11 protein-coding genes and 1 pseudogene are annotated in these 13371 nt (G+C 61.2%); 4 read left to right on the top strand and 8 right to left on the bottom strand.

What is annotated here, in order from left to right; genetic code table 11:
* The first annotated feature begins 406 nt into the window (after positions 1–406).
* Complete coding sequence (locus tag KV106_RS30355) at positions 407–712, top strand: hypothetical protein (RefSeq protein WP_261214741.1); 306 nt, start codon at positions 407–409, stop codon at positions 710–712.
* A gap of 552 nt (positions 713–1264) precedes the next feature.
* On the opposite strand, the gene KV106_RS30350 is transcribed toward KV106_RS30355, so the two are convergent.
* Together KV106_RS30350 and KV106_RS30345 are read right to left on the bottom strand one after the other, a co-directional pair.
* Positions 1265–1648: a hypothetical protein gene (locus KV106_RS30350; RefSeq protein ID WP_261214739.1), complete on the bottom strand. Its 384-nt coding sequence runs from the start codon at positions 1646–1648 to the stop codon at positions 1265–1267.
* 986 nt (positions 1649–2634) lie between these two features.
* Entirely contained in the window at positions 2635–2967 is a 333-nt protein-coding gene (locus KV106_RS30345) for a hypothetical protein (protein WP_261214737.1), read from the bottom strand.
* Positions 2968–3571: 604 nt separating this feature from the next.
* Here KV106_RS30345 and KV106_RS30340 point away from each other — a divergent pair.
* A complete protein-coding gene (locus KV106_RS30340; RefSeq protein WP_261214735.1) occupies positions 3572–3820 on the top strand; it encodes a hypothetical protein in 249 nt (82 codons plus the stop codon).
* 1503 nt (positions 3821–5323) lie between these two features.
* On the opposite strand, the gene KV106_RS30335 is transcribed toward KV106_RS30340, so the two are convergent.
* The 5 genes from KV106_RS30335 to KV106_RS30315 all read right to left on the bottom strand — a co-directional run bounded on the left by KV106_RS30335 (position 5324) and on the right by KV106_RS30315 (position 10345).
* Positions 5324–5530 (bottom strand): hypothetical protein, encoded by a 207-nt coding sequence (locus KV106_RS30335; RefSeq protein WP_261214729.1) that lies wholly within the window; start codon positions 5528–5530, stop codon positions 5324–5326.
* A 121-nt stretch (positions 5531–5651) separates the two neighbouring features.
* On the bottom strand, positions 5652–5861 hold the full coding sequence (locus KV106_RS30330; protein WP_261214727.1) for a hypothetical protein: 210 nt from the start codon (positions 5859–5861) through the stop codon (positions 5652–5654).
* A gap of 469 nt (positions 5862–6330) precedes the next feature.
* Positions 6331–7965, bottom strand: coding sequence for a histidine kinase famiy protein (locus KV106_RS30325; protein ID WP_261214725.1), 1635 nt, complete (start codon positions 7963–7965; stop codon positions 6331–6333).
* Between the two features lie 270 nt (positions 7966–8235).
* Positions 8236–9435 (bottom strand): cation:proton antiporter, encoded by a 1200-nt coding sequence (locus KV106_RS30320; RefSeq protein WP_261214724.1) that lies wholly within the window; start codon positions 9433–9435, stop codon positions 8236–8238.
* Positions 9436–9979: 544 nt separating this feature from the next.
* Positions 9980–10345: a hypothetical protein gene (locus KV106_RS30315; RefSeq protein ID WP_261214723.1), complete on the bottom strand. Its 366-nt coding sequence runs from the start codon at positions 10343–10345 to the stop codon at positions 9980–9982.
* 385 nt (positions 10346–10730) lie between these two features.
* Between KV106_RS30315 and KV106_RS30310 the strand changes: the two are divergent.
* Positions 10731–11063: pseudogene (locus KV106_RS30310) on the top strand (acyl-CoA dehydrogenase family protein); the annotation flags it as partial.
* 575 nt (positions 11064–11638) lie between these two features.
* On the top strand, positions 11639–12178 hold the full coding sequence (locus KV106_RS40020) for a DUF6351 family protein (RefSeq protein ID WP_314733658.1): 540 nt from the start codon (positions 11639–11641) through the stop codon (positions 12176–12178).
* A gap of 58 nt (positions 12179–12236) precedes the next feature.
* On the opposite strand, the gene KV106_RS30300 is transcribed toward KV106_RS40020, so the two are convergent.
* Entirely contained in the window at positions 12237–13199 is a 963-nt protein-coding gene (locus tag KV106_RS30300; protein ID WP_261214721.1) for a 3-hydroxyacyl-CoA dehydrogenase, read from the bottom strand.
* Between the last annotated feature and the right edge of the window lie 172 nt (positions 13200–13371).

Raw genomic sequence — 13371 nt, 5'->3', positions numbered from 1 at the left:
TCGGTGTCGGGTCGGACGATGCGATGCGCCGCTACATCGGGCGGAGCACGCGCACTGTGGATTTGGCTGGCAAGATCGCCGGTAACTGCGGCATCGGCTTCTTGTTGTTTGGCATACATGCTCCGAATGGTCATGTACGCCTCACACACAAGATTCCTGACACGCTCCCTCCATGCGTTTAGCGGATGCGCTCCCCATAGCAACCGGAAACGAATAGGTCGACAGTACGTTGGCCAGCGCAACCACCACCGCAGTGGCCGACTGTGGCGAGCTTCGCCACGTGCCAACGGTAGGCCCTGTCAGCGGACCTTCGGCCGTCAGACGCCGGCGCGTGATGCGGCCGCTGGGCGCCCCGGTACTTCTCCGGACTCTCATCGGGCTTGACGGCAACAACTATGCTCTCGTCATGTCCAAGCCAATCCGCACCGCAAGAGAGCTGAAACGACTCCTGCTCGAGCGCCTAGGCGCCATTCTTCCGCCGGATGATCTGGCGAGAGACGTTCACCTCGGGGCTGTGCGCCCCAAGTTAGGGCCGGGGGAAACGAGACAGTGGGCCGTGCCGGTGCTGCTCAATCGTCATCAGCACAGCGGAGTTGTGCGAGCGATCCAGGAACTGCAGGCGGAGTTCGACCTTGACGATGACTACGGACGGCAAAACTCTGACTCGCCGAACGAGAAGCGTGCAGGCGGGCCTTCATTCCTTCCTTACTAGAGTTCGGGCGTGGCGCTTGAAACCTAGCCCACTTGCATAGCGATTTCGGCCGCTCCGATGAAGCTTCTTCGCCGCCCTGCCCCGAACGCTCCAGGATCTCGCCCAGCCCGGAGGATGGGCAGTTGCTGAGCGGCAGCGCCCGATCACACTCGTCCTTCGGTCGGCGACGCTGGCGCGCAGCAACCGCCCTGAGTTCTCGTCCGACGTTTGGATCAGACACGTCGCAACGCCTGGCACTGTGAGAGGAAATTTACTCACTGCCCATGCCTCTCGATACTCCACCACTTTGGCGCTTCACGCTGGCCGTTCACCCGCTTTCCGGGGGCGCTTGGGGCGGGCGCGCAGAAGTGTGGTGTGGGCTTCGATTGGTCAGCGTGTTTGCTGCGTTCATGTATGAAAGCGAGGCGGAAGTGCGCACGCGGTTGGAGGCAGAGGTCCTCGCCTACATCGCCGAGCGCGGCGGAAGCGCATCGCTGCGATTCGAGCCCGGCGGACGTTAGCAAGTCGACGCCGCGCTCGGACGTCGGGCCTACGGCACCGTCGCCCCTCCCATTACTCAACCAAGTACTTTAGGAAAACCGCGGCGATCATCGCAGCCGCTCGTCTGTCTTCCACCACCTCGGCGACACACATCAGCGGCTCGTCCTCATACGACAGATCGCGCAGCTCTAGCAAATACTGCCGCACCAGATCCTGGTCTGTTCTGGACCGCTCGCCTGGAGTAAGCAACCAAGCCTCCACCTCACTGCGATACGCTGCCCGAAAGACGGCCCGCACGGGCCTTTTCACGCGGCCGGTATCTCCAGCCTGGATGGCGAGATCAAACTTGCAGGCCAGGTCCCCCAGAAGCTCCGGCCTGCTGGAGGGCTCGTGAGCCGACGGGAAGGGGGAGTTATCCACGCGTTGGCTCACCAGCGTCCAGGGGGCGAAGTTCACTCAATGCCTGCCGCCCAGTGTCAGTGATCCGAAAGACCACTGCCGGGCGCGTGCTCATGTGCTCATTCGCCGGGAGGTGGGCTTTGATCATCGCCGCGGCCTCAAGCACGATCGTGCTTCGCACGTCTCTCTCATCCCGAAGCACGAGCGGCAGCGCGACGCGCTCAATCCGACGAAGCAAATCCATCGGCATGCTGTTCCTCCAAGTTGCACACACAAGCTGCGATGTGACTTGGAAGTCTCGAAACAGACTGTAGGACTAGGTTTTAACAATGTGGAGACGAAGATCATGTTTCTCCACCAGCCTCCGTCGACTACTCCCCCGTAAGGCAGCCGCACGGCAGCGTTCACCCGCGCATGCGCCGGTGCAGGACCACACGCATAGCTCCGCCCCACCAGCTTGTCAGGGCCTGTAAGAGCCGCCCTTCGTGAACTTGCGGTCCAACCTGTTAGCCGGATCACAACTTCCCACGGAAAACGGTGACCTTTGTCACGGTTGCCTCGAAATAATGAGTGCAACTTTCGAACTAGTCCTAGACATGTCCGTTTTTCAATCGTGCGGCTGTACCCCCAACCACCTATATCGCGTCGAACGTCGTCCCTGGATGCGTCTGCTTCCTTGGCGGCTGTACCAATGCGCGAATTGCAAAAAGCTGCAGCTCCGATCCGAGGATGAGGTCACTCGTGCCCAGGTCGAATTCTCGTCTCGATCGCTTCAGAAGAACGCCCCTCGTCAGGCGAAACCCGGGTGAGAGGCGGCGGCAACTGGCACATCGGCGAGTCATGGGCTCGCAGGCGGAGGACGCCGGCCAAGTAGTGGCGGCTCCCCCGTGCGCTCGACTGCCGATCGACAGACACGGCGGGTAGGGGTCGCCCGTCAGCGCGCCCTTTGCGTTTAAGTTCTGTCGACCAGTGCGATCCCTGACAAGCTTTTGAACACCGGCGTGTCTAACCGCAAGCGCCGCAGCTTGTTGACGACCGCTGGCCTACTGCATCCTGGTTGGCGCGGCAGGCCCACTATGTGGCCGCGGGGGCCAGCGATGCTTCGTGAAAATTCGCGGCATACGTTTCCGCCACAGGGGTGGCCGAGCTTCCGGGTAGTCGAACCTGGCCAGTTCTTCCCGCCCCTTCTGCGTGACCGCCAGTACCTGAGCAGCCAGACCGTCACCCGAAAGCGTGAGCGGATTGGAGGGTGCAGGGATCAGCGCCACGACGAGTCCGGCCGCCCTGAGGATCCGTACTTGATCGATGTCTTCGGTTCGATAGAACGAGATTGGCAGGCGGGAACTCGCGATCTGCCGCAGCAAGTTCATGGTCATAGAAGCCTCCTTTTCGGTTGACCAAAACTTCGACGGTGATCAATTTAGGAGCGGCTGCGGAAACTTTCAAGACCCAGTTGCCCAGCAGGTCCCAATCGAGCGCTGCCCCCAAAAAAGAGCCCGGCACGCGGCCGGGCTGAGGTTTACAGCAAGGTGCTACGGCAGGAGCCGCAGCGTGGGAAATGTAGGACTTGCGCCTTTTGAGACGTGTCGGACAAGTTTGACTTTTCGTGCTCAGCGGACTGACCTCTTCTATATGAAAAGACATAGAACAGGTCTCTAAAATTCCAGCATGCCTCTTTCCAAAAGAAGAGCCATCGCTTTAGTTGCCTGGGAGGCGGCCTGCGAGCGGCTCCGGGTGGCGCTCACCCCTCCTGCTGGGTATCCAATACCGACAGGAGCGGACATCGAGGCAGCGTTCACGAACGCGGCCGAGCGGCTGCACACACTTCGAGCTCTCACGACGACGCCGGACGAGTGAGCAGCCAGCCCAAAGAGGCTAGGCCAGGGGTACGCGTGACGCGTCGCGGAGTTTGCCTACAAGGTTGAGCCGGAGACCATTCGACACTTTTGCCCCGTCGAAAACTTCATGCCTACGTCTCCGATGGCCCTCCATCTTCTTTCGTTAATTGCCAAGCGCTCAGTCCCCTGCGTGATCACGGATGGCGGAGAACTTCGCCTTCTATCGAAACTGGTGTTCGCCGGGCTGGTCGAGGCTCAGTTTGACCCTGACGACCAAGGTGCTCTCCGGCGCAGCAGCGCGCAGACCGCGACCGTTACCGCGATCACCCCGGCCGGGCGCAAAGCGTTGGACGAGATGCAAACGCCTGCCTTCAGCCGCGGGGCGAGCTGATGGAAATCAGGCTCCACAAGGCGCGATGCCGTCGCTCGACACGAGGACCAGCGGGGCGGCCTACGGCGCAGGCTTTGGTGAGGAGCGCCGCCTGCTCCCGTGATCAGGCGGGGGCGGCGCGAGCAACGAATCTCAGGGCGGTTCATCTCGTAGGATCTCTCGCGCTCGAGCCCAGATGCCAGTTTCATTGAGGGGATGGGTCGCTGGCCGCGCTCTCGTTTGGTTCCGACCAAAGCGCCACCCACAGGCTCCCAGATCGGGCTTTCAACGCCGCCAACGCTTCCGCATCGACACCTCCAGGATCGTTTTGGGCCTCGATGACGGCCGCTTCGGCAGCTGCCCACTCAGCATAGCGTTGCGCGAGAGAGGGATTCGGCATCATTGAACTCCGGTCTGCCAGGCTACCGATCATCGCGATCCGACGGAACTGCGCCCAAGTTCCCACGACCCACGTTGAAAGTGGGCGAGACCGAGGTCCGTGCGCCAAAGAGAGCGGTATACCTCTCATCGGCTATAGCCTTCATCAACTTGAACTTTTCCTCCCACTCGGTGCAGTGCTCCAACGGCCACTGATCCAGAGCCTCGTATAAATCCGCCTCCGCAGCGGTCCACGCTCCGAACAGCTTCTCAAACGTCCCGCCCGACATTCGCATCCTCCTGAGTCAAATTGGCGAGGCGAGAATCTAAAAGAGCTAGGTCAGTGTGTGATTTAGGAAGTCACCGCATGCAGCGCTCTCAGCCTCTAAGAGCGACGCACCCCGAGCGCAAGGTTCCTTATCGTTGCTCGCACGAGGACCTCCCATCCTCTCGCCACGATCAGAGGAGCACGACTCGGTATGCAATGCAGGGTTCGCATCAGAGCCCCCGCGCTACTGCAGTCCCTCGTTGCGAGCGCTTCTCAGATGCTCGCGCCCGTGGCCGAGTCCGGACGAAATCGCTCCGGAACCCAGATCTCGGTGCCGACTGGAACGTCAGCCTTCGACGCGCTCGGCAGGACGCAGGTCCAGCGAGGCTCGACAGGTGGCGGAGAGAAAAAAGAACGCTCGATCCTGAGCGTCGCCGTGGCGACTTCCCCGTCGGGCAAACGCAGTTCAGCCTGAGGCGCGTCTGGCCCAGCGTACTCGTCAATTTTCGGGCAGGGAACGACGACCAACCCGCGTCCGGAAATCTGAAAAGAGTCTTCGACTGTCAAAAGTTTGCGCATCGCTGACACCTCGATTGCAGGTCCCAAACTCCCCTCGCGCAAATCATAGCGAGCCGAGTCGTTTGCTGCCCTAGCGCCGTTCACGTCTCGCGCGACCGTCCGAGTGCCCCCTCGCCGGTGCCCACGGCGGAGGCGCAACTCACTTCCAGCCCAACGCAGCGCCCTCACAAAGGACCCGCTCCATCGCTCGCGCTCCGGCGGCCTGGCCAGTTCAACTGACCAAAGGCGACGCCGTCAACGATGCGCACGGGTAAGCATCAGCCACAGCCAGCCCACCTGCGCGAAGGGCCGGCGCGCACTCAAAAGCCCTCACGCTTGCCGCCGTCAGTGGGTTCAGGCAGAACAGGGGGGTTTGTCTCACCCCATAGTTCCGCCAGCAGCTGATTGGCCCGCTCGCGAAGGTGATCAACCTCGTCATGGCCGAGCGGGCCATGCCTGTCCATGGCTTCATAGACTTTGGCCTCTGCTTCGGCCCAGGCGTCATAGCGCTTGTTGAACGACCCCATCGATGAAAGCTCCTAGGAGAACGCGTCACACCCGATTGGCTTAGCCGATCTCGGCACCACGGATGCGGGAAGAGGCGAAGGCCGGTGCGACTTTGACAGCGTCCCGCTCTCTGCGGGTTGGTCAGTGATGAACGCGGACTGGACCGTCCACTGAGGCGAGGATTCCAGCGGACCACAAGTCCATAAACCGCTTGTTAGCCTCAAGCTTGAGAGCTGCAACTTCGTCCAGGAGGCCTATAGGTGCGTCCGGCCCAAGTTGACGCAGCAGATCGTGGATCGTCGTCTCCGATGCCGCCCAAGCGGCAAACAGGCTTTCGTCGAATCGAGCCATGTCTCATCCTTCTCCTGGGGGTTACTGCTGAAGTAGCAGTTTTTCTGCCCATAGCGGCGATGCTAAAGGGTCGATCCGAATTTCGTGTCAGAGACTTGCCCGAAAACGCCTTCGCGTGTGTTCGCCTTTTCAGGGCTCAACGCGCCGGCCCAGGGCCACAGGAAGACGTCAAGAACCGCGCGGCTGTCTGCTTCGCCACGAACCCTGGAGGCTAGCGAGCAACTCGCGCCCGGCAGGGGTGATTGCAGTGACGGTCGCGTCGAGGTCACCACGGTAGAGGTCAGAACGCCCGCCAGCGAAATGGAAGTCGACCTCTATCAACCCCGCAAACACGAGTTTCGAGACCACCTGAGCGTTCGAAGCGCCGTCGAGCCTGAGCGGGAGGGCACTTGATGCCAGCACCTTGAGCAACGAAATCGGCATCATGCAGGCGAACAACGGACAAGACTGGTCGAGCTCGTCCGTTCCCCTATTTCGCCGGGCCGACGCCGGTCGGTCCGTCAAGCACATCGCGCACACGCCGAGCCAAATCAAGGAGCCGGTACGGCTTCTTGATAAGCTCAAACTCCGACGGCGCAGCCGCCTCATACGTGCTCAGGTCGCGGTCGAATCCACTGGTAAGAAGGATCCGCATTGAAGGCGACACCTTCTGTATTTCTCTGGCGAGCATGTACCCGTTCATCCTGCCAGGCATCATCACGTCGCTGAACAACAGGTCGATCCGATCTGCGCCGATTTCTTCGACTTTTTTCAGCGCCGACTCCCCATCCTCCGCGATGTGGACCGCGTACCCAAGGCCTTCCAGCATACCCTGTGCAACCGTTGCGACCTCCTCGCGATCCTCGACGAGGAGGATCGTTTCATCTCCGCCACGCATCGTCGAACGCGTAGGCGAAGTGATGTCGACCGAAAGCGCGGAAGCGGCGGTCGGAAAATACATGCAAATCGTCGTGCCCGAGCCGATCTTCGATTCGATCGACGTGGCACCACCAGACTGCTTCACGAAACCGTAGACCATCGACAAGCCAAGCCCGGTGCCCTTGCCTTCCGCCTTGGTCGTGAAGAACGGATCCATGACCCTCGGCAACATCGCCGGATCGATCCCTTCGCCCTCGTCAGACACGCACAGAGATGCGTAAGTCCCGGGCGCCAGAATGTCCGGCCCTGTGCCGGCATTCGAGGCGACGACCACCTGCCGCGTCCGCAAGGTGATCGTGCCACCGTTGGGCATTGCATCCCGGGAGTTCACCAGCACGTTGAGAATCGCGACTTCGAGCTGTGTCGTATCGATCTCGATGTTCCCCGCATCCTCAGCCAGGTCGAAGTCGATTCTGATCGACTCACCGAGCGTTCGCGCAGCGAGTTCGGACATGCCACGCGCGACCGCATTCAGGCTGACGACCCGACCGCGCAGACGTTGACGGCGAGAGAAAGCGAGCAACTGCTGCGTCAGATTCGAAGCCTTCGAAATGGCCGATCTCAGATTCTCGACGCCGCGACGCATGCTCTGCTCATCCAACGCGCCCTTGTCCAGCCTCACGGCAAGAATATCCAGGTGGCCTGACATGACCTGCAGAAGGTTGTTGAAATCGTGCGAGATGCCGCCGGTGAGCTGACCAAGCGCCTCCATCTTTTGTGCCTGCGCCAACGCATCCTCGGCGTCTCGTCTGCGGCTGACATCGAGCTGCGAGGCAAAGAAGTAAATCAGCTGACCAGTCGGATCGTATACAGGAGAGATGAAGAGCGCATTCCAAAAGCTGGTCCCGTCCTTGCGATAGTTCAATATCTCGATATTGATCTGCTTGCGCGCAAGAACTGCTTCCCGGATGGCAGCAACCGATGCACGGTCGGTAGCCGCGCCCTGCAGAAATCGGCAGTTATTGCCGATAATTTCTTCCATGGAATAGCCAACCATGGCGACGAATGCCCTGTTGGCAAAGACGATTGGATTATCTTCTTGCCGCGGGTCAGTCACCAGCATTGGCATCCGCGTCGTCTCGATTGCGGCAAAGAAAATGTCGTCTTTGTGGTCTCGAAACTCGTTCGGACCTCCTTCAGCACGAACGCTTGTGGATGTAAAAGACGGCTTCTCGGGAATTTCCATGGATTAGATTTTTAGGGCCTTCGCCCATATGACTCTCCAATTTTCCCCGATTCTTTCGAAGGGAACTTCGTAATGTGAGTAACGGTCAACGTCACGCACTATGCGCGCGTTTGCTCGCTTCGCGCATGTCAAAAGACATAGGGAGCTGGTTTTCTGGACGTCGCACAAACCAATGGTCTACACGGCGATGTCCGGAGGACAGCGTAGACGTTGCTGTGTCGGCCCCCTCGAGCGCCCTGGAGGGGAGCCATAGGCGCCAGAAATCTCGATTCAGCGTGAGCGCAGGACAAGCTCTCTCATGCGCTGCAGCTTTGGCGACACGACCGGCACTGTCAGCATGGTGCTCGCCACGGCCATGATTAGCAGCGCAGTAAACGTCTCATTGGTGATGATCGCCTTGTCCAGCAGCACGTTGGCGAAGATGATCATGATGAGGGCCTTGGTCTGCAGCAGCCAGCCGATCAACGAAGCCTCACCCGGTTGCCAACGCAACAGCCGCCCGGCTAAGCGAAGCCCGATCAGTTTTCCGGCCACCGCCGCAACCAACAGCACTGCCGCCACGAGGAACACCGCGGCGCCGCCGGCCTGCCAATTGGTTCGCAGGCCGGTGCTCAGGAAGAACACCGGCATGATCACCAACAGCACGTTGTGACGCAGCCAGTCCATCTGGTGCTGATCAAACCACTCCGCGTCCATGACTGCCCCGGCGATGAAGGCCCCCACCATGTAGTGCAGCCCCGACCAGTCGGCGCCGAGCCCGCAGGCCGCCAACCAGATCAGCCCGGCGTACCAGCGATCGCGCTCCGGGACGCGGATCATCAGCCGGCGGAACAGGATCGAAGCAACGGCGAAGACTGCCAGGAAGCCCGCCTGCCTGCCGACCCGTTCCCAGTCCATGAGGATCAGCGCCAAGACGCCCCAGATGGCGATGTCGTCCAGGCTCGCGTAGCGCAGGATGCGCTGGCCTATCGGCTGACGCAGGATCTGCAGCTTCTCCATCAGCAGGATCAGGATGGGCAGGGCCGTCACTGCGCACGACATGCCGATACCCAGCACGAACTGCCAGGACGTGCCACGGGCGCCCATCCAGCCCGGGTAGGGCAGCAAGGCAAGCGCTGCCACGGCACCGAAGGCCAACGGCACGCCGAGCGCCAAGCCTGCCGTGATGCCGCTTTCTCGGCGGTGCACCCAAGCCTTGCGCAAGTCGAGCTCGATGCCCGCGATCCATACGAACATCATCACGGCCCACTGCGCGACGGCGTTGAGCGACTGGATCACTGGACCGTTGAAGACGAACGTATAGTAATCCGGAAACGCCGCGCCCAGCACGCCCGGCCCCAGCACGATGCCAGTAATGATCTGCACCACCACCAACGGCGCGAAGTAGTCGGTCCGCCCCAGACGCCAGACAAGGTATGGCACCGAGAAGATGATCAACATCGCGACGAGGAAGATCTCGGAGGTAGTCATTCAAGCGACGTTGAAGAGAAGATCGGAAGTGCAGGAGCCAGCGATCCCGGCGGCGTGAAACAGCTCCATAGACCTGTGTTCAATCGTAAGTCGAGCTGCTGGGGCATCCGAAAGCAGCGGAGAGGGTAACCAAAATTCAGAAGTGCCACTGCGCAGATCTGGTTCGCAGGCGCGATCCTAGTAACGGGCAGAACCCATAGATGCCCTTGTGCTTTCCATATGGCTAAGCCTTGCTCGACCGAAGACGCTGGGGGTGTTCTCCCGACGAGGCCATTTTCCGGCCCGGGTCCCTCGCCGATCAACTCTGCGAAGCACTCTCAGTCTTGTGGAGGCCGCGCAGATTCATGGCGGCCAGGCAAACCTGGAGCGCATTCAGCGCCCAAGCGTGTGAATATAGGTCCCAGATAACCCAAAGGGCGTTACTCGCGAGAAATACCCAGAACCCAGTATTGCGTTAGTCCTTCGCATTCGATGCAACCAGCCAAACGGCGCCGACCGAGGCGACGAACGCGGCCCATCTCACCCAGGACATCCAGTCCATGGCTCAGTTCACGGAAGTCGCCGGCTGACTCGCCACGACCGGGCAGTTCTCGATCCACGCGAGGCATTGCTCGCGCAACAGGTCGATCGAGGCGAGCGCATTGCACTGCGGTTCGAAGATCGGCAGCTCGCAATGACGTTTGCCCTCACGATGGATTTGCACGGTGCCGAAGAAGGCGGCGCGCGCCGGCACCGGCACCGGCACCGGCACCGGCACCGGCACCGGCACCGGCACCGGCATAAGACTATAGTGAAATTCCCATTCCTGATAACGCTCGGAATGCGACAGCGCATCGCGCCCGCCACCGCTTAAGGCGGGCATCTTTGGCTGCTTTCTCAGAACGAACGGATGGAAGGACGGTGAGTTCATCAAAGTCATTTCGGATGGGGCGGATAAGGGCGAAGTTGGAACCGAACTTCCGAGTCAAGACTTCCAACCTGTTGGACAAGCATAGTCGGCGGCCTTCGCCACGGATGTCGGAAAGGATGCCGACAGGCACAGGCCGGATCTAGAAGAGCAAATTCTTGTTCTGTACTCGGAGGCATGCGTAAACCGAAGCGTGAGCCTTCGATTCCCTCAGGGCTCGCCCCTCCGCCATAAGCGGTCGTAACCTAGCATCCATGTGTTTCTGGGCCGTTTGCTTCTTTGTGCTCCATGAGGTGTTGGCTCCCGTGGAAGCTGACTGCTGAAATCTGCGCTCCAGCCCGGTGGTCGGTGAAAGCGTCAGTACGTGGGGGAACAGCCACCCTGCCATCCAGTCGGCCACTCGATCGATGCGAACGCGGCGATCATCCATAACTCCGACGTGAAACGCACGCTGATGACCATACGTGCCTACACCGAAGGCAGCCGTGCAATGCCCATCGTGGACGCCGCGGCCCAGGAAACCGCGCGGCACCATCCCGATGCCGGCGCGCGCAAACACAACCAAGCCTTTTCCGATTCATGATGTCGCTGGTCAAGCGGCTACGGCACCGAGATAAGCCTGGAGATCACCTCGCTATGCGTGCAGGTGCATGGCTGCATGGGCTTCATCGAGGAGACCGGCGCAGCGCAGCACTACCGTGACGCGAAGATCCTCAAGATCCGCGCGCCTTGCAGCGCCTGGGCTTGATCGCGCCTTTCGTAACGGTGTTTGCCTCGACTACACGACTTCAGTCCCTCTGTATACCAAACCCGAATCCCAACAGCCCGCCCTTCTGCTTGACAGGATGCACTTCCGAATCATCCTCCCGCGGACCGAGGGCAAGGTCTTCGACCAGGCCCTGCAACTGCACCAAACCGGCTGCCATGGCCGCGCTGTAGGTCTCCTCGGAATTTTGTTGCTCATCAACCGTAAACCACCTCCCGTCTGGGTTGAGCTCCGCGACGCGCCAACGGTAGGCCTTGTCGGCGGACTGGATGACAGTGGCGGCGAGGTGGCGGAGTGGCTGCGTGTTCTGACCTTCAGCCGAGCCTGCAGCGGGCCCCGTCAGACTTCGGCGCGCTGGCTCCATATTCGCCAGCGTTAATGAGCGCCGAGCAAGCGACGCGGCTTCGCCAGCATTGGCTTGTCATCCTCTGTGGCTGCACCCGCTCAGGGGAGAGAAGCGTCATCGCCATCATTCTGACTCTTTCGCCGAGGCTGCTAGGTAATGTGGATCGGCCTGTTCCGCGCCGACAGTGAGTGAAGATCTCACGCCGACTTCTACGGGCGCTGTCCCAATCTCGTCATGGCTTCGCTCAAAGCCTCCATCGACAAAGGCTTGTGCAGATGTAGATCGAAACCCGCGGCCTTTGACCGCTCCATGTCTTCGGGCCGGCCAAAGCCCGACAGAGCGATGGCGGGCCATCGACTGGCCTGCGGCAAGTTTCGCAGACGTACAGCGCCAACGCCGCCGACCTCGCCACCACCATCGGCGTCGAAGACGCGGCCTGCCCGTGAAGCAGCGGTCGTCGCCGCGCCAGGTGGCTGGCGGCCCAGGCGCCGAGAGCATCTACAAGTGTCAGGTGAAGCCCTTGGACCTCGGCGACGCTACCGATGGCGGCGCGCGGTTCACCGACGATCAGAAGGCGCGGCTGGCAATCGTCTTCCCAGACAGCGTGTGCGACTGGGACAAACTCGGCGTCGGCCAAGTGCCGGTCACGCCCTGGCTGAGCTTCGCTGCCGGCCCTGGCGGCCGGCCCCTGGGCACGGCGCCCGTATCAGTAGCAGTGCCTTGATGCGCATGGGCGTCGACACTGCCACTCGTTCAATATCGCCACGGCGCGCCGGACCGCGTCAGTCCGCGCCGTCGGCGACGAACTTTCGCTTCTGCGCCGCGAGTTGCATCAGGCAGCGGTCCCGCCACCCCGATCGCTCCGTAATCCGCGATAGCGGCAACCGGTCGCGGCGCTCTGCCTCCATCAGCCCGAGAGCCTCGGCATTCCAATCGAACAGTATGCTTTCCCGAGCGACGCGCTGGTAGGTCGGCCCGAACCGATCCGCGTAGTCGAGCAGACCGCCAGGCGCATTCAGGTCGATGGTTTCAAACGGCCCCATGAACGCCCACCGCATGCCCAGCCCATCCCGCATCACCGCATCGAGATCTTCCACCGAGGCATACCCTTGCTCGTGCAGCGACATCATTTCGTTGAGCACCGCGCCCTGAACACGGTTGACGAGAAAACCTTCGATCTCCTGGCGCAGGAGCACCGGCGACTGTCCGGCAGCCCGGTAGATACGCTGCGCGCACTCGACCGCCTCGCGCGAGGTCCAGGGGGCTGGACAGACTTCCACGAGAGGAACGACATGGGGCGGATTGATCGGGTGCCCGACGAGGCAACGATCACGATGCAACAGATCCTCGGTGAATCGCGAAGACGGAATCCACGAGGTCGAACTCGCGATGGGGACGCCCGGCGCCACCAGTTGGTCCAACTCCGAGAAGATCTGCCTCTTCATCTCCAGCGTCTCTTTAACGTTCTCCTGCACGAAGATCGCCCCGTTCACGGCCTCCAGCAAGGAAGTAGTGGTCGAAATCCTTCGCACGATCGCCTCCGGGCTCTCCTTAAGAAGACCATAGCCATTCAGGTCCTCGAGGCTTGCCAGGACCGCTTGTTCGCAATCCTTCAAGGCCTGCGCCGACATGTCGTAGAGGCACACGTCGAAGCCCGATCGCGCGAATACGACCGCCCACGCGCGGCCGATCAGCCCCGCGCCAACGACGGCGACCCGGGAGTTCTCGTTGTTTCCATTCATCATGATCTTTGCTCATCGGCTGTTGCAATGCGGGCGAACGAGGCCCAGAGCGACGCGGCCATGCCGTCGTCGCCTCGAACCTCACTCGAAGTAGTTGCCCGCTCGCACGATCACTCGTTGCGAATCGGGCCCGGTGCCCTCGGGGATGGCGCCTTCCTGGATCGCGCGGATCTGC

Origin of the sequence: Variovorax endophyticus, assembly GCF_025376855.1 — a bacterium.
In the GTDB taxonomy this organism is placed as follows: Bacteria; Pseudomonadota; Gammaproteobacteria; order Burkholderiales; family Burkholderiaceae_C; genus Variovorax.
The sequence above is the reverse complement of the archived record's forward strand: the minus strand, read 5'-3'. Positions and strand labels throughout refer to the sequence as shown.

Coding starts and splice junctions, on each gene's coding strand:
- KV106_RS30355 (WP_261214741.1), top strand. CDS start 407: ATGTCCAAGCCAATCCGCACCGCAAGAGAGCTGAAACGACTCCTGCTC.
- KV106_RS30345 (WP_261214737.1), bottom strand. CDS start 2,967: ATGACCATGAACTTGCTGCGGCAGATCGCGAGTTCCCGCCTGCCAATC.
- KV106_RS30340 (WP_261214735.1), top strand. CDS start 3,572: ATGGCCCTCCATCTTCTTTCGTTAATTGCCAAGCGCTCAGTCCCCTGC.
- KV106_RS30335 (WP_261214729.1), bottom strand. CDS start 5,530: ATGGGGTCGTTCAACAAGCGCTATGACGCCTGGGCCGAAGCAGAGGCC.
- KV106_RS30330 (WP_261214727.1), bottom strand. CDS start 5,861: ATGGCTCGATTCGACGAAAGCCTGTTTGCCGCTTGGGCGGCATCGGAG.
- KV106_RS30325 (WP_261214725.1), bottom strand. CDS start 7,965: ATGGAAATTCCCGAGAAGCCGTCTTTTACATCCACAAGCGTTCGTGCT.
- KV106_RS30320 (WP_261214724.1), bottom strand. CDS start 9,435: ATGACTACCTCCGAGATCTTCCTCGTCGCGATGTTGATCATCTTCTCG.
- KV106_RS30315 (WP_261214723.1), bottom strand. CDS start 10,345: ATGAACTCACCGTCCTTCCATCCGTTCGTTCTGAGAAAGCAGCCAAAG.
- KV106_RS30300 (WP_261214721.1), bottom strand. CDS start 13,199: ATGATGAATGGAAACAACGAGAACTCCCGGGTCGCCGTCGTTGGCGCG.